This is a genomic window from Paenibacillus litoralis (assembly GCF_046244365.1).
Lineage (GTDB): Bacteria > Bacillota > Bacilli > Paenibacillales > NBRC-103111 > Paenibacillus_V.
In genome coordinates, this window is record NZ_CP176395.1 from 7,928,010 (window position 1) to 7,950,530 (window position 22,521).

Genomic DNA, 22,521 nt, shown 5'->3' on the forward strand with positions numbered 1-22,521 from the left:
CCCTCGCCTAAATCTATGCTTCGGCAACAGCTACCCAATGCCCCTTCTTCACTTCTACGAAGCTCGAGCGTTCCAGGCCGTACGGATCCGCCTTCGAGGACTCCTGGTCAGCGGTGAACGTCTTCCGCGATTCCACCTTCGGGTCGGGAACCGGGATCGCCGCCAGCAGCGACTTCGTGTAGGCATGTTGAGGATTCTCGTACAGCTCCTCGCTCTCAGCCAGCTCCACGATTTTGCCCTTGTACATAACCGCCACGCGGTCGCTGATATGCTTGACCATCGACAGATCGTGGGCGATAAACAGATAGGTGAGGCCCAGTCGCTGCTGCAGCTCCTCCAGGAGCTTGACGATCTGCGACTGGATGGAGACGTCCAGTGCCGACAACGGCTCGTCGCACACGATAAATTCCGGCTCGATGGCAAGCGTGCGGGCGATGCCGATCCGCTGGCGTTGACCTCCCGAGAATTCATGCGGGTACCGCAGTGCATGAGCAGGGCTAAGCCCGACCATGTCGAGCAGCTCCTCGACCCGCTTCAGCCGAGCCTGCTTCCCGCTTGCTATCCGGTGCACGTCCAGCGCTTCGCCGATGATGTCGACGATGCGGAGGCGCGGGTTAAGCGAAGCGTACGGATCTTGGAAAATCATCTGCATGTGGCGCCGCATCGTTTTCATTTCTCCGCGATTGAGCCGGTTCAGCGGGATTCCCTTGAAGAGTACTTCTCCCCCGGTCGGTTCGTTCAGACGAAGAATCGCTCGCCCCGTCGTCGATTTGCCGCTCCCGGATTCGCCTACGACGCCAAGCGTCTCGCCGGCCCGAATATCGAAGCTGATATCGTTAACCGCCTTAACGATCTGCCCCTTCCCGAGGTCGAAATATTGCTTTAGCGACCGGACTTCCAGCAGCGCACGATTCTCGGCCGATCTCGCGATGAGCGAAGTCGGCTTCGGCTTCTTCTTCTCGTCCAACCGGGGCAGCGCGTTCAGCAGCCGCTTCGTATAAGGATGCTTCGGCGCGGAGAAAATCTCATCCGTCGTACCGGTCTCGACGATCTCGCCTTCCTTCATGACGACGACGCGGTCGCACATGCCGGCTACGACGCCCAAATCGTGCGTAATGAGGATGATCGAGGTGCCGAGCTTCAGCTGAAGCTCCTTCATCTGATGCAGGATCTGCGCCTGTATGGTCACATCCAGCGAAGTTGTCGGTTCGTCGGCGATCAGCAACGAGGGACGGCAAGCGAGCGCGATGGCAATCATGACCCTCTGACGCATGCCGCCGGAAAATTCATGCGGATACTGCATATAGCGGGCTTCGCTATTCGGGATGCCGACCATCCGGAGCATCTCGATCGCTTCCCTGTACGCCTCCGGCTTGGAGAGCTTCCGGTGCTTGATTAGACTCTCCTCGATCTGTTTGCCGATCCGCATGGTCGGGTTGAGCGAAGACATCGGGTCCTGAAAAATCATTCCGATATCGCGTCCTCGGATCTGCTCCATCTCCAGATCGGTTTTGTAAGCCAAATTCTGGCCTTGGAACAGAACCTCTCCGCCCTTCACCATAGAAGGCGGCGAAGGCATCAGACGCATGATCGTACGCGCCGTGACGCTCTTGCCGCTGCCGGATTCTCCGACGATCCCCAGCGTCTCGCCCTTCCGCACCTCGAAGCTCACACCCCGAACGGCTTCGATTTCCTTATCACGAGAATAAAACGAGACGGATAATTGGTTCACCTGCAATAACGTATCCATATAGTCACCTGCGTCTAAGTAGTAGATTTGTGAAATATAATTTCATCGTTTTTTGGGGAGTTGTTGACTTTTATCAACCCTCATCATAAAATCTACTATATCGATCGGAATAATGCAAATTACAAATTAAAAGAATGCCAGTTACTGAAAGGGAGCGTACAAGCTTGATAGGGCAAACGATCGCAACAGACTCCCCTCTCGTTGACCGACTCGGGAACATCTACTCTAAAATGTTACTTCATCCGGCTTATCGCTTCCTGCTGCTGCTCGCAGGGGCACCCGTAACTGTTATCGTCGGCATCGTTTACCTATATCGACGCAAGAGGAACGATCATCAGGAACTTCGCCAAAGCCTGGAACGCAAGCTGCTGGAGTCCGGCTACAGGGACCGGATCTTAACGGAAACGAAGGAGCAGTTGACCCGGAAGCATCATTTTTTCAACCAGCACGTGGATCGGAAGCAGCTGGAGCATGAAGCGGAACGCATAACCGCCGAGAAGTTCAAGGAAGCTCTGCATCGGCAGGTCGAAGCTCGTCTGGAGCAGCGCCACCAGACTCCGGTCACGTTTGCTGAGACGTTCCGGATGTTGATCGATAACCCGGCGTTTCTGGCCGTGTCCTTCCTGCCGGGCATCCTGATGTATGCGCTGATCGGGATCTACGGCAATGCATATCTGAAGTACATCTTGGAGCGGCTGGTCATGACGGTGTTCGTCATCTTCGGCGTCGCCTTCCTGGTCTTCACCATCCTGTATATAGCGCCGATGGACCCGGCCGCCAATATCCTCGGGGAAACCGCGACCGCCGAGCAGATAGCCGCTTTCAACAAGCTGTATGGACTGGATCAACCTTATCTGGTTCAGCTCTGGGATACGCTGAAGGGCATCCTGACTTTCGATCTCGGCAAGTCGTTTGCCGGCAATGAGGACGTTACGACAGCCATCGCTAATAAATTTCCCGTGACTATGACGCTCACGGTCATATCCACGATCGTCGCGGTGCTTATTGCCCTGCCGATCGGCATCGTATCGGCGACGCGGCCGAATTCGTTTTTCGACTATACGTTTATGTTCATTGCCCTGCTCGGCTTGTCGATCCCTAATTTCTGGCAAGGCTTGATCTTCATCCTGAACTTCTCGATCAAGCTGCAATGGCTGCCCGCCACCTATAATCCGCATAACTGGGTATCGATGATCATGCCTATTATCGTTCTGGGCACGGGGTTAACGGCCGCAGTCGCGCGGATGACCCGCTCCTCCACGCTCGAGGTCATCCACGAGGATTATATTACGACCGCCAAAGCCAAAGGTTTGTCTCGCAGGCGGGTCCTGTGGAAGCACGCGGTAGGCAACGCGCTGATCCCGATCATTACGGTCATCGGGCTTCAGTTCGGCGGAATGCTCGGAGGAGCGGCCGTTACCGAGAAGGTATTCAATATTAACGGCATCGGGAGTTTCATCGTGGACAAGCAGTTTATCCCGGACATCCCCGCTATTATGGGCGGCGTCGTATACACCGCGATCGTAATCTCCATCGTCAATGTCGTTATCGATATTCTGTATGCGTTTTTCGATCCAAGAATCCGTTCAAAGATGAAACAATATTAGCAGGTGGCAACCGTGAAAATAACTCAACTTACCAAACATGAAGCCCGATTCCGGCTGAGCAGTTGCCCGGAATACAGTCAAGCCGGCTTCTCCTTCGTCGCTTCTCTCGGGATCGCACTGTTGTTGCTGCTGAACAGCTACGACTGGTCCGACGCGGTCTTGAAGCCGGCCGTCCTGACCGCTTGCATCGCTTATCTGGTTTTTGGGCTGCTGCAGCTAGCGGTGATGTCCCTTATCAGGAAGGACCTGCTTCGTAACGGCGAGCTGCGGCGGGCCACGCGCCGGCTAGGCTACGTGCTGCTGCTCAGTTTGCTGACCGCCAATATCTTCGTCGGGACTGCGGCTTTCCAGCTGGTCAAGCGCAAGAAGAGCGCCGCCTATACGCTGGCCTTCTATACGCTGCTTACGACCGTGTTCGTATTCGCCGTCTCGGCCTTGAACATATTCAAGCCTTACGTTGCCAATACGTTCCTGCCAGGAATGTCGCTGCTCCTGGTCGCGGCCGTACTCCAGTTGATCGCCTTACTGCTGGTGGCCCGCCACGCGGAAGACAAGATCCTGCCCAAGCGGATGTGGATCGTCGCCGTCGTGCTGCTCGCTACTTCCGTATCGGGCAATCTGTTCTCCCTGTTCCTTGGCATCCTGTTGATCGCCAAGCTGCGCGACAAAGGGTATTCGTCAGGCTCAAAGCTTAGCAATGCCGTCGAGCGCCTGTCCAGAAGCTCCACCTCGATGCTCGGCCTGTTTTTTATCGGCTTGCTGCTGGCCATCGCCGTGTGCAGCTACTTAACGTTCGATTACGGAATGGCGGTCGATAACAACTACGGTGCGATTCTGCAGTATCCGAGCTTGGCTCACCCACTCGGCACCGACAATTTCGGCCGCGACTTGTTCTCCCGAATCGTGTTCGGCGCACGGATTTCGCTTTTCGTCGGCATCCTGTCCACGCTCATCCCGGTCGTGATCGGGGGCTTACTGGGTGCGATCTCCGGTTATTACGGCCGGCAGACCGATAACGTCATCATGCGGGCGCTCGACATCCTATACGCCATTCCGGGCATTCTGCTTGCGATTGCGATCATCGCGGCATTCGGCGCCAACACGGTGAACCTTATTCTGGCGCTGAGCGTCGGTGCGATTCCCACTTACGCCCGGACGATGAGGGCGAACGTCATGCTCGTCTCTACGCTCGAATACGTACAGGCAGCACGGGCTTTCGGCTCCGGCGATCTGTCGATTCTGTTCAAGCATATCGTTCCGAACGCCATCTCCCCGATGATCGTCAAATCGACGTTGACCATCGGCGGCGCGGTGATCTCGACCAGCAGCTTGAGCTACCTCGGGCTCGGCGTCGAGCCGCATATCCCGGAGTGGGGCAACATCCTAAAGGTCGGCAGCGCGTATCTGGAGACGCATTCGTTTACGGCCATCTATCCGGGTCTGGCTATCATCGCGCTGGTCCTCTCCTTCAACTTCCTGGGGGACGGGCTCCGCGACGCGCTCGATCCGAAGGTGGAATAAGGCTGCCGTCCCTAAGAGGCAAGACATTCGGAATCCTCATTCATATTTGATCTACCTTCTACGTTTCAAAACATGCAGGGACGAAGAATGAATGTGCATTCATATATCATTTTTTTCATCAGGAGGGAATCAAATTGAAGAGAAAAAGTAAATTGCTCATCCCCATGATCCTAGGCGCATCGCTTATGATGAGCGCGTGCACTTTGACGACTAAGGACGACAAGACGCAATCGCAAGCGCCTTCGGGACAGCCGGCGGTCGACAGCAACCCGGTCGATATCGAGCTGCTGGCCATGAGCTCCGGAGAGACGGACGTTAACATCATTCGCGATCAACTGACGAAGAACGGCTTCAACGTCAAGCTGAACATTCAGCCGGACTATGGCACGTTCAAGGCGCAGCAGGACGCAGGCAATTATGACATCGCCCTGTCGAGCTGGACCACCGTAACCGGCAACCCGGACTACGCCGTGCGTTCGGTGTTCAAGACCGGCGGCGACTACAGCATCTTGGCCGACACGGAGATCGACGAACTGATTGACAAAGCTTCGACGCAGACGCAAGGGCAGTTCACAGACACGTACAAACAGCTTGAGCAGAAGCTTGTATTCGACAAGGCGTATATCGCGCCTCTGTACATTTCGGTCAAATCGCAAGCTTTTAATCAGGAAGTCCTGAAAAAGGAGTCCGTACGGCTGTCGAAATCCCGCTCCCTCCCATGGGAAGAGCTCGATTTCAAGGATGCCGCGAAGCGCGCGAAAGACCCGATCATCCTGCAATCGACGCAGCCGACCTTGACTTCGCTTGACCCGATCAAAGGAAATGACGGCTCGATCAACATCATCAACACGAACATGTACGTACGCTTGCTTAACCTGACGGATGACGACAAGCTGACGGCCGAAGGCTCCCTGTCGTATAACTTCGCAATAGCCGAAGGCAATTCCGACTATTACTTCATCCTGCGGGACGACATCAACTTCGCTCAAATCAAGGATAAGCTGGCCGTCGATACGGGCGAGCGCGTAGGCGCGGACGATGTCATCTTCTCTCTTCTTCGCGCGAAGGACAAAAATTCGGTACCGAACCACCGTACGTACACGCTGCATGAGCACATCAAGAACGCAGAGCTCGTAACCGATCCGGCTGTTCTGGAATCGATCAAGCAATCCGGCAGTTCCGAAACGGTTAAAGCCGGTCTGGAGAAGGGGTTGGGCGCCAAAATCTCCGGTCTTGTCTCCGACAAGAAACAAGCAAACAGCAAAGAAGGCAACTATCAAGTCGTGAAGCTGACGACGACGAAGCCGTTCCCGCAAGTGCTGAACTACCTGGCTCACCAATCGGCCGGCATCGTGTCCAAGAAGCAAGTCCAGAGCATCAACACGTATGACGTTGCCAAATTCGACGTGAACAAAGACATCCCTTACGGCGATCAAAACACGGTAACCGAGGGCGCTAAATACAACAACACCCTGTTCACGAGCGGTCCGTACATCCTGTCTTACAAAAACGATTACGAAGCGATCTTCCTTAAAAATCCGGCTTACATGGCGGGCACGAAACACGAGCCGAAGGTTAACAACATTAAAGTCCGCTTTATCAAAGACGCCGACAGCTCGCTATCCGCGCTGCGCAGCAGTGAGATTCACCTGTACTATGGCGTGTCGGAGACGAAGTTCGACATCGTCAAGGGCGACAGCAAGCTCTCGCTGCAGACCATCCCGAGCAACGCCGTCTCGTACCTGCTGTTCAACACCAAAAACCGTGAAGTGGCGAAAAGCGCCGACCTGAGAAAAGCGGTGCTCTACTCCATCAATCAAGACGAGTTCCTCGCTTACTACAAAAACAATAAATTCAAAGCCGTATCGACGGTCAGCCCGATCGTCAAAACCGGCCTTGAGCTTAAAGCCGATGCCGGCAAAGTCAAAGAGTTCCTGAACGCTTACAAAGCAAGCAAAAAATAAAGAGTTCAAAAGACAATCAAAAGAGACTGCCTCAACCGTCGCGGATGCTGACCGGGGCAGTCTCTTTCTTCAAACACTCGCCAACGCCTATAAAAAGGAGCGATCATTCATGTCTTCTTCCGAGAAACATCCAATCAAGCTGTCGCAGTGGGACGCCCTCATGCTGGAATCGCTAAACGCATACGGTTGGTCCAAGGAGGAGCTGCTCCGCCGCATCCATGCAGACGAGTTGCCTCAGGACGAGAGCAGATTCCAGTTCGACTACAAGCTATTGACCGCATCGGCCGCCAGCGACCCGACCGCCTTCGAAGACGCCGTCTACAACGGCTACCGGATCAAGTTCAACACGCTGCGGGGCATCTCCAGCTGGATTCTGCTCGCCTTAGGCGAGGAAGCCGAGCTCGGGCTGGAGCCCGGACAAGAGTCGATCTCCGCCAAGCTCCGTGCGGAGGAGCGCGACCGTCTGGCTTCCACGCTGTCTTACGGCTGGGTCATTCACGGCGAGCACCAAGGAGCGGCCGGCGAGAAGTCGGCCTATCGCATCGAGCCGCTGCACCGGTTTTAACGAGACGCAACCCCTTTTGCGCATCGAGGCTGCCGGTCCATGCCGGCAGCCTCCTCCGAGTTGATTATTGAGCTCTCGTTCTCGTTAGTTGAATGCCAATCCCATCTGGATATACTTCACACCTCTTAATAATAACTCCTTATTCTTGTGTTTTTTATGCTCATGTGTATTAGATTACGATATATACTATTATGAACTCCAAAAAAGAAAGAGAGTGTGGAAATTTGAAGATTAGAGTAGCAAGTGAAGTAGACTATCCTGAATTAAGACAGATATATCTTGAATCACGTCGTAAGAGTTTTGATTGGATGAGTGCAAAAGAAATGATTTTAGAAGACTTTGATACGCACACTAGAGGAGAGTATATTATTTTAGCAGAAGAAGATACTCATATCATGGGATTTGCCTCTTTGTACTTGCCAAATGATTTTATTCATAATTTATTTGTTCACCCTGATTTTTTAGGTAAGGGTATTGGTAGTAAGTTACTTAATGCTGCCATAGAGAAAATGAATAAACCATTGACATTGAAATGTGTATCTGAAAATAAAAAGGCAATGAGTTTCTATGAGAATAATGGTTGGAAGAAAGTTGTTGAACAAGGTGGTCCAGGAGAAAAATATTGGATTATGGTGTATGAATAAAATATAATTTTATATTTATGAACCCCTTACTTTTATTCTTTTGCAGGGTAGGTTGAACGAGGGAAGTTGTTCAGCATTACTGCCCGTTACTTAAGCGAAAGGCTGCCGATTGCTGGCAGTCTGTTACCTTCTTGAAATAGAAAATTTCAAATTACTACTCCCATTTTTGAAAGAACCCGATCCATTTCATCAAAATGTTCATTGTCGCTTGAAGCATAGATCAAATCAAAACTATCGTCATTTTTCATCACTGTTATTATGCTGTCATCGTAATTCCCATAAAATTCGATGCCAACCCAATGCCGAAAGGAAATACCTTTATTTTTAAAATTTTCACGAATAAAATCCAAGTCGGTTTGTTCAATGGAATAGAACGATTCACAGCCGTATTCAAGAGCGAATACGGTTTGCAAATAGGCCATCGCATGGAAAAAATCGGTCAATGTTTCAAATTCCTTTTTCCATACCTTTTCATCGTAACTCATATAGACAGGGGGATTGGACCTGGATAAATCGTTCTTACGGATTCCCCAAACACAGACACGCTGATTCTCGCAATAAAAAATTAAATATTCGCTATGTTTGAAGTATTGGAGTTGCTCGGGTTTGATCAAACTATCTTGCGTATGATTCAGCCGCTCGTCTTTACCGAGTTCCGAATAATAATCTATAAACACCTGGGGCAATTCACCAAAATTACTTTTTATGGTTTGTATCTCTTCATGACTAAACCCGTTTCGTTTCGTAATATGAAACAGCTTTTTAATCAATGTAAAATCAGTCATCCGCATCACACCATATCCTTGTATAATTTTCCATCGATTGACTTAAGAATATTCCAAGTCGGTCTCCTTGACCATCAAGGGGCATGTTATACACCCATTTTACCATATCTTTACTCCACTATCCGTATATCCGTAGCATTTCCTTCGCTATCCGCTTTTCCGCCGACAAGAGAAATAGTTCCTCCTGCGTGTTCCTCTTTAGCGCTGCGCTTAATTACCAACCATTTTCCACTGTAGTAAACCGCACCTTCGACATTTACAATGAACATTCAAGGACCTCCTCACCGATTAGAATCTCCTTTTGAAAAGCGATTGGAAGTCGACCTCATTCTGTGCTCTAACCGTACTAATCCTCTCCTATCCGGGTTCACCCGCAAGAAGAAATCCACGTGCTTCCTGAACTGTATCACCATTTGTTCATACCATGCGCTTTTAACATAACAAGGGATCCGGACCGCTAGATTCGGTAAAAAATAAAAGACTAAGCAACCGGGAGCAAGAACGAGGAAACGCAAGTTCTCATTTTCAGAAAATGCTCCCGGCCAATAACGCTTCAATCAATCCAAAAAGGCGAACATTTGTTTTTGCCGTTTGCCCTTTACGGAGGTCGACTGCTACGATAAGAACACTTTTACCACCTATTTTTTGGGAGGATGGACTCCGTTGTTAAAAATGCCAGATTGGATCGTTTTTTTCGCGAGGCAGCTTGGCCGCTCCAAGGGCGCCTTTCTGCTCGTCACGCTGCTTACCGTTGCAGCCGCTCTGTGCGGGGCGGCCGCGCCGCTGCTGATCGGACGGTTGATGGACGCCATCGCGCTGCACGGAGGAGAGGGCATGCCGGGAATCTCCCTTCTGCTGGTAGGGGCCTTGCTGCTGTCCGAGTTGTGCATGGCGGTACGAACCTACGTGTCGGCCAAGACGATGATCAAGCTGTCCTACTCGCTGACCGAAGAAACGCTAGCGGCCGTACTCCGCACCTCCTCGCTTTTTTTCACGAAAACGGCGAGAGGCGAGCTTCTGCAGAGATGCACGCAGGACACGAGGGTAATCCAGCAGTTTGGCTTATCCGCGCTTCCCGGCTTTGCTCAAGAGCTCCTGCTCGCCGGCGTGGCGCTGGTCGTCATTTTCCGCTGGAACGGACTGCTTGCCGGGGTGCTGCTGCTCTCCTTCGTGCTTCTGTTTATCCCGATTCATATTTATGGCCGGAAACGCGGGATCGCCCGCAAACAGCTGGTCGCTCACGACGCCCGCCTCCGGCAAAGTCTGCTGGAAAAGCTGGATACGGTCAAACAGATCAAGCTGTACGGAAATGAGCGCAAGGAGTTCGAGGACGTCTCCGCCGAACAAGACAAATGGGCCGACCTGACGTTCAAGGAAAATATCGTCGACAGCATGTACAGAACGTTTCCGCGCATTCCGGATTCGCTGGCTCCGGCACTGGTCTTTCTGTTCGCCGGCTGGCAGATGATTACCGGACAAGCTACCGTCGGACAGCTGGTGGCCATTATCGCTTATATTCCGGCCCTTAACGCGCCGGTACGCTCATTCTTCGGGTTATATGTGAGCTTCGCGGACATCAAGGTCCGCATACGGGGAATTATGGACTATTTGCATTTGCCGGCCGAACCCGGAGCTCAGGAAGGCTTGCACAGGCTGACCGAATACCGCAGGCAGCCTATTTCCTTCCACGGCGTGCATGTTGCCGGAGAACGCGGCGATTTGCTGCGCAATCTCCGGTTTACGATTGCGCCGGGCGAGCATGTTGCGATCGTAGGACCGAGCGGAGCAGGCAAAAGCACGCTGCTCAAGCTGCTGCTGCGGCTGCAGGAACCGTCGGCGGGCGATATCCGAATCGGCGGCGTTCCCCTCCGCGAGCTCGAAGCGTCGCATATTCGGTCGCGCATCGGCTACGTCATGCAGGAAGGAATCTGGTTCCGCGGCAGCCTGTACCGCAATCTCACCTATCTTGCCGACGCGGACCGGGGGACGCTGGACATGTGGATGGAAGCGTTCGGAACCGGCGATATCGTAACGAAGCTTCCTTCCGGCTACGATTCCGATATCGGCGCGAATGGCGAACGCCTATCCGGCGGTCAGCGTCAGCTCATCGGCCTTGTGCGCACGATGCTCAAAAATCCCGATATTCTGCTGCTCGACGAGGCGACCTCGGCGCTCGATCCAAAGAGCGAAGCTCGCGTATATGAGACGCTCGGCGCACACGCAAGCGGAATCACGCGAATTAACGTCACCCACCGCTTAAAAGGAGCGGCTTTAGCCGACCGCATTCTCGTGCTGGATCAAGGCGAGCTGGTCGAGGAAGGCACGCACGAAGAGCTCCTGCGCCGCCACGGCTTGTACGCCCGATTGTGGAGACAGGAATGCGCCATGAACGATTCGGCAGCGGCGCAGCCGGGATGGGAAGGAGGTGCTCGCGATGAGCGTGCCTTCGCCGTCCGGTAACCGGGCAGCCGTCGCCGCCTACGCCAGGAAGCATTTGTGGCCGCGCCGCCTAAACCTGGTTCTGATCCTTATGAAAAATGTAATCGGCAGCCTTCTGTACATGGTACCCCCGTTCTTGTCCAAATACGTCTTGGAGAGCGTGCTCCCCCAGCGCAATTGGCATTTGCTCGCCATCGTCTCGGTGTGCATGGTGCTCGCACCGATTACCGGAAGCATGATGATCGTTCTGGAGAACGTATGGGGACGGTTCATGATCCGGCTTGCCGGACGCGGCCGGGCGGAGCTGTTTGACGGTCTCCAGCGTCGGCCCTTAGAGTCGCTGCGCGACAGGCGGACCGGCGATTTGCTAACGCGCATTCTCGACGATACCCGTTCGATTGCCGATATGGTCAACGGGCACATCGGATTCATGCTTTTTCATGTCGTGACCATTGCAGCCGGTTCGGCACTCCTGCTCGCGCTGCAGCCCCTGCTGGCGGCCGCCGTTTTGGCGATCTGGGTTGGACAGGCTTTGCTCATGACGACGCTCGGCCGGCATGTCAAGCGGCGAGCGGCCGATACGGCTCGGCACAATTCCCTGGTCTCCGAGACCGTTCGCGAGCTTGTTTCCGGCGCTGCCTTCATCAAAGCGGCGGGGCAAGAGTCTCAGGCCCTGCGGAACGTAAAGGAATGCTTGCGACAGGAGTGGGACCATACCCGGCGAGCGGTCGCAACGGATCACCGCGTTCGGATGCTGAACGGGGCGCTTAACGCATGTGCGCTAGTCTTGATGTATGCGGCAGGCGGATGGTTCGTGCTGGGCGGGAAGATGACCGTAGGCTCGCTCGTGGCCTTTGTCGCCATCTATACGTGGCTGCGGCCCTTCGGCGTCTCCTTGATTGAAATGGCCCTGGCAGCCGTGAAAATCATTCCGTCGATCGAGCGGGTGTCGGATATCGCGTTTCCCCCGGCAGCGGCAAATAGCGGTGTCATGCCGGAGGGCCCGGTCGCTCTAGCGGTGAGCCGGCTCTCGTTCCGGTACGATAACGGCGCGGCTCTGGACAATATTAGTTTTTGCGCGGCTCCCGGTTCCGTCCTGTCCATCGTAGGGCACCGCGGATCGGGAAAATCGACGCTCGCGGATCTGCTCCTCGGACTGCGCGAGCCCGTTTCCGGCGATATTCGTTTGAACGGCATACCTCTACCGCAGCTGGATACGGGCTGGTTCAGGCATCATGTGCTTTGCGTCACGCAGGATGTCATGCTGCGCAGCGGCACGATCCTGGATAATATCGTTTACGGCAGCGAGACAGCTGATAGGGAGGCGGTTCGGGATGCCGTCCGCATCGCAGAGCTGGAGGAGTGGATTTCCAGCCTTCCGGACGGGTGGTCCACCCTCGTCGGCGAACAGGCGTTGCAGCTGTCAGGCGGAGAACGGCAGCGGATCAGCATTGCGCGTGCGCTGCTGCGCAAGCCTGCCATTCTTCTTATGGATGAAGCGACCTCGTCGCTTGATCAGGGAACGGAAAGGCGGCTGCTCGATCGGCTGCTTCGGGAGCTGAAGGGGACGACGTTTATTTTTATTACGCACCGCCTCGAAATCGCTCAGCGATCGGACGAAATTCTGGTGCTGCATGAAGGCGGCGTTGCGGAAAGAGGAACGCACGACGCATTAATGGCGAAGCAGAGCATGTACCGGGAGCTGTGGTCGGAGCAAGAAATACGGAAATAAGACAAACCGAGAGCGAGTTGCATTTTCAACGCTCCATAGGGAATATTGCTGCCCCTCTCCTCTCTCGTTCCGTCAACCAAAAAGGTCATGATCGCCGTGCAGAGCAACTCGCTGCCGGCCTTCCCCCTATCGGCGTTTATTGTTTGGCATTCTTCATTCGAATCATAGAGAAATTGACGGTTGAGGTAAGAATGGCATTCCGAAGCGGCATTAACGACGGGGTGATCCGAAGCTCGATATCCTCCTCGCCGAGCTTGGACAGGAGGTCTCCCATAGGGTCGACCTTGACGGGTTCGACGCTATGCAAGCTGGTATAATAGCCGGCATCCGCGCTATAGAGGGTAAAATCATTAGGGCTAAAGGAATACCGGTAAAGCCGGGTTTCCCGGATGCGGGCAAGCCACCCCGTTTCAACGGCAATGACCCTATCGGTCGACGAATGTCCGAAAAAACGCTCGATGTCGCGATCGGCGGTATCCTCTTTTGGCCAGATGCACACTCTCGGACAGTCCCTAGGGAAAAAATAATGCGCCGCGTGAAACTCGTCGATCGCCCACACCATCGCCGGTTCGTCGGGCCGATAGTCGAGCTTTCTAGGCTCGAAAACCGGAATAGCCGGATTTTCGCTAAAATGATACAGCACGGCTAGCCAAGCCTCCTTTTTATGCGGGTTGCGCAGTAAGGACGGACAGGAAGTTCGCATGCCGATGAACGGCCCGATATGCGGGACCTCATGCCTCCTAAACATAGATAATGCCATAGTATCATCACTCCGCACGATTATGCCATGTACGAAACGGTTATAACGAAGCATTAGGCAAGCCGCGCTTAACCGTTCGCGTTTTCCTGGATCCCGTACTTGCTTCCTTCGGCCGTTCCTGTACAATTGGAAGGGTAAACCTAACGCATAAGTCCGGAAAGAAAAAGGATAATCGGTTATGAATAACAAGAAAGGCGGCTAAGCTATGGTACATGCCTTCATCATCGAGCCTACAACGTATATCGCCTTCGAGAACGAGGCGGCCCAGATCGACCAATGCAAGGAATGGGGTTTGCTTTCCGAGAAAGCCTCCAAAACAAAAGCGTTTTTCTACAAGAGGAGCGGCCAAAGCCTGGCCTGCAGCATTATCGGTTATGTCGATACCTTTACCGCAGTCATTGAATTTGAAAACGGACAACGCCACTGTATCCATCCCTCCTTCTTGAAGGAGATGCAGGCGGCCAACTACGGCCAGAAGCTTACGGCTGCGTCGGAAGAGGCGGATAGCGCGGAGGCTGAGGGCGCGGAGCATGAGGGAGCAAAGTCCGAGGGCGTAACGCTCGAGGACGCAAATCTTGAGAGCGGAAAGCCGGAAAGCCCGCAGCCTAAGGGCGCGGAGACGCAGCCGGAGGCAGAGGCCCCTTCTGCCGAGCAAGCCAAGACCAAAACCAAGACCAAGACCGAAGAACCGTCTGAGGGCAAGGCCAAGAAGGAAAAAGCGCAAAAGCTGCAGCTCCCTGAAGAGAAGGTCAAAATGACCGCAACCATTAAAGAATTTACGACGGTTCCGAATCATTTCTCCGATACGGATGACGAAGTGATCATCTACGAAGAGGTTGCCATCGTCGAGCCTGAAACCGCAATCGGCTCCGCCTGGTCCAGCCACAGCGCGACGCTCAAAAAGCTGGAGCTGGAAGTCGGCGACACGATTACGTTCGAAGCCAAGATCGCGGCGAAGAAGCTCACCAAGCATCCCGTACCTTACAAGATCAACAATCCTGCGAAAATACAAAAATCTTAACTTCCTTGGGGAGTATGCGGCTGCATGCTCCCTTTGATTTTGCCCTTTTCGCAGCACAGGGCGTTATGTTCACCCGGAACAGGTTGTGCAACGAGAAGCCGTACAGTACCCGTGGTGAAGAAATCGTGTCTTGTTTAGTTGATGTTTGGAGAGAGGCTGCTTTGTGCCCGGTAGACTGCATACTTGGCGGGGCAAGTGTGGTTCTGTTAGGCGGATGTGAGGAAACAAATGCACAGTGCGCTGCGATTTGTTAGATTCTGGTTAGTCGATGCTTGGCGAGGAGCTGCGTTGCTTCGGATGATGTCTGGAGAAGAGTCGTGCTTTGCTAAGTTAATAAGCTGACGTCGGGCGGGGATGACTGACGGAGAATTATTCAGTTTGCTCAGTGGATAGGCGTGGTGTGGGTGCTGGGACTGGCGGAGAACTGTTCAGTTTGCTGAGTCGATATGCGTGGTGTGGTGCTGGGACTGACGGAGAACTGTTCAGTTTGCTAAGTGGATAGGCATGGTGTGATGCTGGGACTGACGGAGAACTGTTCAGTTTGCTCAGTGGATATGCAGTATGTGGTGCTGGGACTGGTGGAGAATTGTTCAGTTGGTTGAGTGGATATGCGTTATGTAGTGCTGGGACTGGCGAAGAATTGTTCAGTTTGCTGAGTGGATAGGCGTGGTGTGGGTGCTGGGATGACTCGCAGAGAACAGATGTATTTGCTAGGTTGGTGCAAAGATATGCGTAGTGTATGATCGCTCCGTAGTTTGTTGAGCATATAGGTGGTGTTGAGCTTCGTCGTGCCGGATAGTTACTGGAGAATAGCCGGGGTTATGCGGGTGGCAACGGGCAGACCGCTGTGAGCAGCATCACTGGCAAAGTTAGTTTTAAACCTTCATTCCATGACAAATCGTAAATATAGTGAACCTAAATTCACTATTAGTGAAGGTAACTTCATTATTTCCGCTCCATATCGGCCTTCTAGAGGCTATAGTGAACCTAGCTTCACTATTAGTGAACTTCACGGCAAAATAGCGACCTTTGGTTCACTATTGGTCGTTTCTCGCTATTTTGAGGCCGAATACTGAACTTAGGGTAACAAATAGTGAACCTGGGTTCACTATCGCCTAGAGCTGCATAAAAAGACGGCTGGCTGATGGCGATCTTACGCTCAGCGCTTCTACCGATCGGCTATTACCGACTGCATAGCCCAGCGCTTGTACCGGTCGGCTATTTCCGACTGCATAGCCCAGCGCTTCTACCGGTCGGCTATTACCGACTGCATAGCTCAGCGCTCCTACCAATCGGCCATTTCCGACCGCGTGGCCAGTGCTTCTACCGGTCGGGCGTATCGTCGCCCTCCGTTTGCGCTGCCGCCTTGCCCAGGCAGCAGCCAGGGGCAAGCGCCCCGCGCAAGCCGGCGCGGACCGCTCCTACATCAGCATCGCGCCCATGCGGGAGGCGAACTGCACCACCTGCGGGGCATGCTCCCGCATTTTTTCGGCCGTCAGCCGGTTGGCCGGCCCCGAAACCGCGATAGCCGCGACCAGCTTGTGCGCGTGGTTGAAAATAGGCGCCGCAACGGCAGCGGCGCCGGGCTCCCGCTCCTCGATGCTCGTCGCGAAGCCGAGATCGCGCGTCTCGCGCAGCTGTTGGATGTACGACTGCCGGTCGAGCCACGTCGGCCAGTCAGCCGTCTGCAGCACATGCGCTTCCACGTTCGGCTCGGCGAACGCGACCAGCACCTTGCTCGACGCGCCAACGTACAGCGGCAGACGCGCTCCGACCGGAGCTACGCGGCGGATCGCCTGATTGCTCTGCACCGCTTGCACCCTTACGCGTTCCAGACCGTCCCGCACGTACAAGCTGACGGTTTCGCCGATCAGATCGCGCAGCCTCTCCATTTCCGGCAGGAGCAGCACCTCCGGATCGCCGCTTTGCGACATATTGGCGCTTAGCTCCCAGATACGGAATCCGAGGCGATACCGCTCCGTTGCCGTATTGCGAATAACGAAGCCTTTGCTCTCAAGCGAAGCCAGCAACCGGTGAACCGTGCTCTTGTGCAGATCGACGCGAGCCGCGATTTCCGTCAGGCTCAAATCCGTCGTTTCGCGGAAACAAAGCAATATGTCGAGGGCGCGTTCTACAGCCCGCACCGTCAATTTCGTGTCTTCCATCCGTGCCAACGTCCTCTCCGGCATGCCTACCCATGGTACTGTTTCAGGGAGCAACTGCCACGCGTTTCATTGCATGAAACTCAGTTACCGTTAGTATACCTGAAACGGACGCACAGCGTAAAGCATTCCGCAGCGATATCCAATTATTACGTCACTGACCGCCTTCTTCGCAATCAGTCCCTAACACTGTTGCTTTCCGCAGCCTCGCAATCAGCAATTCCTTCCACTTGGAATCTTAAGTTATCCAATTTTTTAGTCTAACCGCTTCTTTATACTGCAACCGGTCGCTAGTACGGACTCCTCCCCACCCTCGACCGGCAGCTCCTTCATTTGGAATCGCCCCGATGAACGATATCCAATCTTTACATTCCTGTCCCTGGCGTACATTCCGCTTCGATCGCGGCCAGCAATCCCTTCATTTGGTTAACGAAATCCGCGATTTCCAGCGTGTATAGGTTTACGGTTCCTATCTCTTTCACGGAAACGAGCCCGGCTTGGCGCAATATTTTGAGATGGTGTGAAATCGCCGGGCGCGACAAATGGGACTGCTCCGTTAATTGTTTCACATTAAGCGGGCCCGAGCGCCCGAGCGTCAAAACGATTCTCTGCCTGACCGGATCGCCGAGCGCTTGAAACAACGGTATGCTTCGCTCGAATTGCTCCAGACTCATCCCTTCACATGTCTCATAGTCGGCATTCATACCGTTATCATCAGGAATGCTCAAAAAATCCCGCTCCTTTCCTTCACTTACTATCTGTCACTTGTCACTTGTCACTTGTCACTTGTCACTCGTCACTTGTCACTTGTCACTTGTCACTTGCCCCTTGCCTCTTGCCTCTTGCCTCTTGCCTCTTGCCTCTTGCCTCTTGCCTCTTGCCTCTTGCCTCTTGCCTCTTGCCTCTTGCCTCTTGCCTCTTGCCTCTTGCCTCTTGCCTCTTGCCTCTTGCCACCTATCACCTGTCACTTGCCACTTACCACTTACCAATGTCAACAAACGACATGCGAGATCCGCCCGCTTCGCCTCCTAGTCCAGACGCTTAGCCCATCGCCGCCCCGAGCTTGCGGATATGCGTCAAATAGCCGCTTCGCCGCTCGTCTGACGACTGGCGAACAGGGCCGATGTTCGTCGTGCGGACAGGCTTCACACCGCAGAACTCGAGTGTCGTTTTCTTCATTGCGTTATGTCCGGGCTTCCCTTGCACGAGGTAATAATACCACACCGGCGTGTCCAGCGTCACAATGAGTCTGGCGCTTTTGCCCTTCAGCAATTTGTCCCACAACATGGAGCCTTTCCGGTATTTAAAAGCAAAGCCCGGCAAAAAAACACGGTCGATAAAGCCCTTGAGCAGAGCCGGCATCGTCCCCCACCATACCGGGTAGACGAATACAAGATGCTCCGCCTCCCGGATCAGCTCCTGCGCCCTGACCAAATCCGGCTCCAGCTCCGTTCTCCTTTTGTAGCCGCCGGCCAAATTCGGATTGAACGAAAGCTGGCTCAAATCGAGAACGCTAACGTCCGCCCCGCTGCCGCGCGCACCGTCCGCATACGCGGAAGCGAGTGCCGAACCCAGTGAATCGGATGAAGGATTTCCTTGAATAACCAATATTTTTTTCATAATAGCCTCCGTTTGGTTTAAAAGTTTAAACTAATGATCCAAGTATACATCCTACGAACGTCATTGTAAAGTATTACCACCCTTTTCAGCCGACCAAATTGCAAACATCCTTAATGAAACCGCGACCTTTGACCGATATAAAATCATATAGGGTTAATAGGGAACATCGGCCACTCAGCTCTTTTCACATTGCTTTACAACTTAGACGACACAAGCGGGGTGGGATGTAATGATGAAACAGCGGCTTCTGAAACAACTACAGCATTTGCAGGACGCGTACTCGCAGGTTTGCGGATTAACGATGATCATTACGGACGCGGCCGGCAACCCGCTTACCGCCAGATCGGAGCCTCAGCTCGTCACGCAGCTTTTAGCGGAGCGCTTCCTGCTCCCCGAGCAGCATTCCCTCACGCATATTTTGAAAGATGTCTCCAACATCAATAAACCGATCGTCTACCAGAGACAGTCGGGCTTTAAAATCATTATCGCCCCGGTGAAAGTAAACAACGTGAATGAAGCCTACATTTGGTCGGGCGTCATCATCGAGAAGCAGAACCGGGCGCTCATCGAGCGTGCGTTGGGACATAGCTACACGGATAACGATCAGCTCCGGGAAGCCGTCGCGCTTACTCCCGATACGTCCGAAACCCAAAAGCTCGCCATGCTGGATAAGCTGGCCCAACTGGCCGATATCGCTTCCACTCTGCGCCAGCAAGCCTCTCTAATGAATACGTACGACGAACATATTCACGATATTAACGATTTTCTCCTAAGCGACCGCGCCGCCCTGCAGCCTAGTTCGCTCATGGAGCGAATGACGCGGATACTCGAGCTCGACTTTGCCGGGTATGCCGATTATATGGAGGATGAACGGTTCCGCATTACCGGAACGACCGGAGGTTCCCTGTACGAACAGCTGAACGGAGGGGAATTTACGCTTGGTGAAGGATTTTTGGGCCAAGCCGGGCTTACGGGAACGGTTCGTCGCTGGGAGCACATCGCCTGGGATCCGCGAACGGACTTTTTTACGGAACGCGGCGTACAGCCGAGGGAGCTTGTCTGTTTTCCGGTCAAAATCAACAACAAGCTGAAGGGCATCCTGTTCGGCGGAATCGTCTCCGAAAGCACGCTGCCGAAGTACGGCATGGCCATAGGCAGTCTTCTGATAAACGCATTCACCGCCAAGCTGAATGTTTGCCTTCTGGAAGAGAGCAAGAACCAACAAATGATGCGTCTCTCGCTGCTGCTGGAAATCGCCCAAACCATGGCGGACGGCGACGATATCCGTACCATTTTGCACATGCTCGTAGATGTAAGCGTATCGCTTGTGCAGGGGACGTGCGCCTGCGTCGTGATCAAACAGCCCGGAGAAGCCGCTCAGGCGCATGTCGTTTCGAAGAAACTCGCCGCCGAGCATATCGAGAAGTATGCCAAAACCGTAGCCAAAAAGCATTTTACGAAAAAGCTGACGTCCCCGGTTCCTTACCGTTCGCCCGTCATGATCGAAACCGAATGGAACCGCTTCGTGTACGAGTTTCCTCTCATTTGCAGAGGCGAGGTGACCGGCGTTCTGGCTGTAGGCCTCGTCAGCGAGGAAGCTTGGGAGCAGCAGCGACCCTTCCTGATCGCCTTGTCGCTCCTTGGAGAGGTTATTCTGGAGCGGAGTCTGCCGGCCGTTTCCGTCAAAGAGCAGCCGCCCAATCCCGCACATTCGTTCATCGGCCTTCAACCGGAACCGACCCCGGTGCTTTTTCACGACAATCCGCTTACCCCGAGGGAGAAAGAAGTGCTCGCTCTCGTCATGAAGGGAATGAGCAATCTGCAGATCGCCCAAAAGCTGTTTATAAGCGCCCACACGGTCAAAAACCATATCACCAAAATCTACGAAAAGCTTGGCGTCACCGACCGTACCCAAGCGATGGCCAAAATGTATTCGACCGGCGAACAGCAGCGACGCGCTTAAGCCCGGATTTTTATGACGACCGGTTTGCCGCCAAGGCAAGCCGGTTTTTTGGCGTTTCGTCCCCCGGGAACATCTTGTCTATAGGAATCTTTTCCCTATAGGATGACCTCTAAAATAAGACGAATTTAAGGAAACGAAGGTGATACTTTCTACCCAGTTCTTTATGCACAATTGATATATCGACAAAGGAGGAGCAATAACGGAAAAATCCGCTTTTAAAGGGGGATTTTTAAAAAGGAATTTCACAGGACTATAGTCCTATGTTGTCAAGAATGTATGAGGGATTTACATGCAAACTTCACACGCGTTTAACATTATCCTAAATGATCCCCTTTATGATGGTATCTGGGAAAAATAAGAAAATGGGGTGCTTCATGAAAGTAACGGTAGGCAAAAAAATGTACGCCGGTTTCATCGCTATCCTGCTGATTATGTGCTTGGTAGGCTCGGTCGCTCTTTACAAAATGTCGGGCATGAACCGGGAAACCCAGGAAATAACGGGGAGCTGGATGCCCGGCGTGGAAACGATCAATTCTATCAGCTATTTAAAAGAATATGTGCTTAGCGCCACCTTGACCCATATTTTATCTCCGGACAAAGCCGCTATGGACGCCGCCGAGAAAGAGCGTACCGGACAACTGGCCAAGCTTGACAAAACGCTGTCCGACTACGAGAAAACGATTCTTCTAGACGAAGACCGCAAACAATTCAATAAGATCGTCACATCGTGGAAGCAATTTTTGCCGCTTAACGAAGAAACGATTAAAATCAGCCGGACAAACGACCGTGATCAAGCGTTTGCCATGTATCAGCAGAGCCTCGGGAAGCTCCAAGGCTTGTTCGAAGGCATGAATGTGCTTCTCCAGCTCAATCACGACGGCGCCACTCAATCGAGCGAGGATTCGCATAAAGCCTATACGTCCGGCTTGACGCTGGGCATCATCATGATCGCAGGCGGTCTCGTGCTCGGACTCGCAATCGCTTTCCTGCTTACGCGCTCGATTACAAAGCCGCTTGCGCTCGTGACGGAAAGCATCGGCGAGGTCGCCAAAGGCAATTTAACCATTGCGCACGTGGAGGTGCGGAACAAGGACGAGCTGGGCCGGCTGGCCGACTCCACAAACCAAATGCTCGATTCGCTTAAAAGGGTGATCGGCCGCGTGCTTTCCTCTTCGCAAAATGTCGCCGCGGCAGCCGAGGAAATATCCGCAAGCACCCAGGAAATCGCCAGCGGGGCCAGCAATCAATCGAACTCCGCGCAAACGGTCAACGAGCTGTTCAAGGAGTTGTCCGCCGCGATCCATTCCGTCGCCTTCAGCGCCGAAGCGGCTGCCGACGCGTCGATGCAAGCCAAGGATGTCGCCATCGACGGAGGTAAGACGATCGATTCGACCATGCAGGCCATGGCCACGCTCGAGAAGCAAATGGGGCTGCTGCAGGACGATTCCGGCAAAATCGGCTCCATCATTTCGGTGATCGACGATATCGCGGATCAAACGAATTTGCTTGCGCTTAACGCAGCTATCGAAGCCGCGCGCGCCGGCGAGCAAGGCAAAGGCTTTGCCGTTGTCGCGGACGAGGTGCGCAAACTGGCTGAACGAAGCGGCAATGCGACCAAGGAGATCGCCTCCATCATCAAAGGCATGCAAGCGAATACGGGAAGCAGCGCCGAAGCGGTCGCCCTTGCCGTTTCGCTCTCGAAGCAGATCGAAGCCGCACTGAAGCAGATCATGAGCCAAGTAAACGACTCTGCGGCACAAGTAAATGAAATCGCCGCCGCCAGCGAACAGCAATCGGCTCAATCGTCGGAAGTGCTCAGCTCCGTCGAAGCGATCGCTGCGACAAGCGAAGAAGCGGCTGCCGCGGCGGAAGAAACGGCCTCCGCTTCTCAATCTCTGGCTCAGCTCGCGGAAGAGCTTAACGATGCCGTCTCTACGTTCCGGCTTCGCTAATGCCGGAACGCCTTTTTACAACCCGAAGGAATGAAG

The 22,521-nt window shown here is 53.7% G+C and carries 16 protein-coding genes and 1 pseudogene; 10 read left to right on the forward strand and 7 right to left on the reverse strand.

All coding sequences use genetic code 11. The features are described 5' to 3' along the window. Positions 1 to 13: 13 nt before the first annotated feature. Positions 14 to 1,750, reverse strand: a complete 1,737-nt coding sequence (locus ACKGJP_RS33285) for an ABC transporter ATP-binding protein (protein ID WP_409343019.1) — start codon at positions 1,748 to 1,750, stop codon at positions 14 to 16. 230 nt (positions 1,751 to 1,980) lie between these two features. On the opposite strand from ACKGJP_RS33285, the gene ACKGJP_RS33290 reads away from it, so the two are divergent. The 5 genes from ACKGJP_RS33290 to ACKGJP_RS33310 all read left to right on the forward strand — a co-directional run bounded on the left by ACKGJP_RS33290 (position 1,981) and on the right by ACKGJP_RS33310 (position 8,051). Then, positions 1,981 to 3,357, forward strand: coding sequence for an ABC transporter permease subunit (locus ACKGJP_RS33290; RefSeq protein WP_409343020.1), 1,377 nt, complete (start codon positions 1,981 to 1,983; stop codon positions 3,355 to 3,357). A gap of 12 nt (positions 3,358 to 3,369) precedes the next feature. Further along, positions 3,370 to 4,878, forward strand: coding sequence for an ABC transporter permease (locus ACKGJP_RS33295; RefSeq protein ID WP_409343021.1), 1,509 nt, complete (start codon positions 3,370 to 3,372; stop codon positions 4,876 to 4,878). Positions 4,879 to 5,042: 164 nt separating this feature from the next. Further along, complete coding sequence (locus ACKGJP_RS33300; protein WP_409347327.1) at positions 5,043 to 6,842, forward strand: ABC transporter substrate-binding protein; 1,800 nt, start codon at positions 5,043 to 5,045, stop codon at positions 6,840 to 6,842. Positions 6,843 to 6,951: 109 nt separating this feature from the next. After that, positions 6,952 to 7,407, forward strand: a complete 456-nt coding sequence (locus ACKGJP_RS33305) for a hypothetical protein (protein ID WP_409343022.1) — start codon at positions 6,952 to 6,954, stop codon at positions 7,405 to 7,407. Between the two features lie 224 nt (positions 7,408 to 7,631). Next, on the forward strand, positions 7,632 to 8,051 hold the full coding sequence (locus ACKGJP_RS33310; RefSeq protein WP_409347328.1) for a GNAT family N-acetyltransferase: 420 nt from the start codon (positions 7,632 to 7,634) through the stop codon (positions 8,049 to 8,051). A gap of 146 nt (positions 8,052 to 8,197) precedes the next feature. Here the strand turns inward: ACKGJP_RS33310 and ACKGJP_RS33315 are convergent, their stop codons facing one another. Together ACKGJP_RS33315 and ACKGJP_RS33320 are read right to left on the reverse strand one after the other, a co-directional pair. Next, on the reverse strand, positions 8,198 to 8,836 hold the full coding sequence (locus ACKGJP_RS33315) for a hypothetical protein (RefSeq protein WP_409343023.1): 639 nt from the start codon (positions 8,834 to 8,836) through the stop codon (positions 8,198 to 8,200). Between the two features lie 125 nt (positions 8,837 to 8,961). Continuing rightward, positions 8,962 to 9,105, reverse strand: a pseudogene (locus tag ACKGJP_RS33320) (DNA mismatch repair protein MutT); the annotation flags it as partial. A gap of 403 nt (positions 9,106 to 9,508) precedes the next feature. Between ACKGJP_RS33320 and ACKGJP_RS33325 the strand changes: the two are divergent. Together ACKGJP_RS33325 and ACKGJP_RS33330 are read left to right on the forward strand one after the other, a co-directional pair. Beyond that, positions 9,509 to 11,296: an ABC transporter ATP-binding protein gene (locus ACKGJP_RS33325; RefSeq protein WP_409347329.1), complete on the forward strand. Its 1,788-nt coding sequence runs from the start codon at positions 9,509 to 9,511 to the stop codon at positions 11,294 to 11,296. Then, positions 11,271 to 13,007 (forward strand): ABC transporter ATP-binding protein, encoded by a 1,737-nt coding sequence (locus ACKGJP_RS33330; protein ID WP_409343024.1) that lies wholly within the window; start codon positions 11,271 to 11,273, stop codon positions 13,005 to 13,007. Before ACKGJP_RS33325 ends, ACKGJP_RS33330 begins: the two co-directional genes overlap by 26 nt. Before the next feature lie 136 nt (positions 13,008 to 13,143). On the opposite strand, the gene ACKGJP_RS33335 is transcribed toward ACKGJP_RS33330, so the two are convergent. Next, a complete protein-coding gene (locus ACKGJP_RS33335; RefSeq protein WP_409343025.1) occupies positions 13,144 to 13,650 on the reverse strand; it encodes a DUF6886 family protein in 507 nt (168 codons plus the stop codon). Between the two features lie 322 nt (positions 13,651 to 13,972). Between ACKGJP_RS33335 and ACKGJP_RS33340 the strand changes: the two genes are divergently transcribed. Next, positions 13,973 to 14,788: a hypothetical protein gene (locus ACKGJP_RS33340; protein ID WP_409343026.1), complete on the forward strand. Its 816-nt coding sequence runs from the start codon at positions 13,973 to 13,975 to the stop codon at positions 14,786 to 14,788. 1,421 nt (positions 14,789 to 16,209) lie between these two features. Here ACKGJP_RS33340 and ACKGJP_RS33345 read toward each other — a convergent pair. The 3 genes from ACKGJP_RS33345 to ACKGJP_RS33355 all read right to left on the reverse strand — a co-directional run bounded on the left by ACKGJP_RS33345 (position 16,210) and on the right by ACKGJP_RS33355 (position 18,573). Next, positions 16,210 to 16,953 carry an IclR family transcriptional regulator gene (locus tag ACKGJP_RS33345; protein WP_409343027.1) on the reverse strand — a complete coding sequence of 248 codons (744 nt, stop codon included), beginning with the start codon at positions 16,951 to 16,953 and terminating at the stop codon, positions 16,210 to 16,212. 362 nt (positions 16,954 to 17,315) lie between these two features. Beyond that, positions 17,316 to 17,678 (reverse strand): ArsR/SmtB family transcription factor, encoded by a 363-nt coding sequence (locus tag ACKGJP_RS33350; RefSeq protein WP_409343028.1) that lies wholly within the window; start codon positions 17,676 to 17,678, stop codon positions 17,316 to 17,318. Positions 17,679 to 17,991: 313 nt separating this feature from the next. After that, positions 17,992 to 18,573, reverse strand: coding sequence for an NAD(P)H-dependent oxidoreductase (locus tag ACKGJP_RS33355; protein WP_409347330.1), 582 nt, complete (start codon positions 18,571 to 18,573; stop codon positions 17,992 to 17,994). 226 nt (positions 18,574 to 18,799) lie between these two features. On the opposite strand from ACKGJP_RS33355, the gene ACKGJP_RS33360 reads away from it, so the two are divergent. Then, positions 18,800 to 20,533, forward strand: coding sequence for a LuxR C-terminal-related transcriptional regulator (locus ACKGJP_RS33360; protein ID WP_409343029.1), 1,734 nt, complete (start codon positions 18,800 to 18,802; stop codon positions 20,531 to 20,533). Between the two features lie 374 nt (positions 20,534 to 20,907). Then, the gene (locus ACKGJP_RS33365; RefSeq protein WP_409343030.1) at positions 20,908 to 22,485 is read left to right on the forward strand and encodes a methyl-accepting chemotaxis protein; all 1,578 of its coding nucleotides are present in this window, start codon (positions 20,908 to 20,910) and stop codon (positions 22,483 to 22,485) included. The last annotated feature ends 36 nt before the right edge of the window (positions 22,486 to 22,521 follow it).

Excerpts from the sequence above, each read along its gene's own strand:
- ACKGJP_RS33345 (WP_409343027.1), bottom strand. The coding sequence starts at position 16,953 with ATGGAAGACACGAAATTGACGGTGCGGGCTGTAGAACGCGCCCTCGAC.
- ACKGJP_RS33330 (WP_409343024.1), top strand. The coding sequence starts at position 11,271 with ATGAGCGTGCCTTCGCCGTCCGGTAACCGGGCAGCCGTCGCCGCCTAC.
- ACKGJP_RS33290 (WP_409343020.1), top strand. The coding sequence starts at position 1,981 with ATGTTACTTCATCCGGCTTATCGCTTCCTGCTGCTGCTCGCAGGGGCA.
- ACKGJP_RS33315 (WP_409343023.1), bottom strand. The coding sequence starts at position 8,836 with ATGACTGATTTTACATTGATTAAAAAGCTGTTTCATATTACGAAACGA.
- ACKGJP_RS33365 (WP_409343030.1), top strand. The coding sequence starts at position 20,908 with ATGAAAGTAACGGTAGGCAAAAAAATGTACGCCGGTTTCATCGCTATC.
- ACKGJP_RS33340 (WP_409343026.1), top strand. The coding sequence starts at position 13,973 with ATGGTACATGCCTTCATCATCGAGCCTACAACGTATATCGCCTTCGAG.
- ACKGJP_RS33360 (WP_409343029.1), top strand. The coding sequence starts at position 18,800 with ATGATGAAACAGCGGCTTCTGAAACAACTACAGCATTTGCAGGACGCG.
- ACKGJP_RS33285 (WP_409343019.1), bottom strand. The coding sequence starts at position 1,750 with ATGGATACGTTATTGCAGGTGAACCAATTATCCGTCTCGTTTTATTCT.
- ACKGJP_RS33305 (WP_409343022.1), top strand. The coding sequence starts at position 6,952 with ATGTCTTCTTCCGAGAAACATCCAATCAAGCTGTCGCAGTGGGACGCC.
- ACKGJP_RS33325 (WP_409347329.1), top strand. The coding sequence starts at position 9,509 with ATGCCAGATTGGATCGTTTTTTTCGCGAGGCAGCTTGGCCGCTCCAAG.
- ACKGJP_RS33300 (WP_409347327.1), top strand. The coding sequence starts at position 5,043 with ATGATCCTAGGCGCATCGCTTATGATGAGCGCGTGCACTTTGACGACT.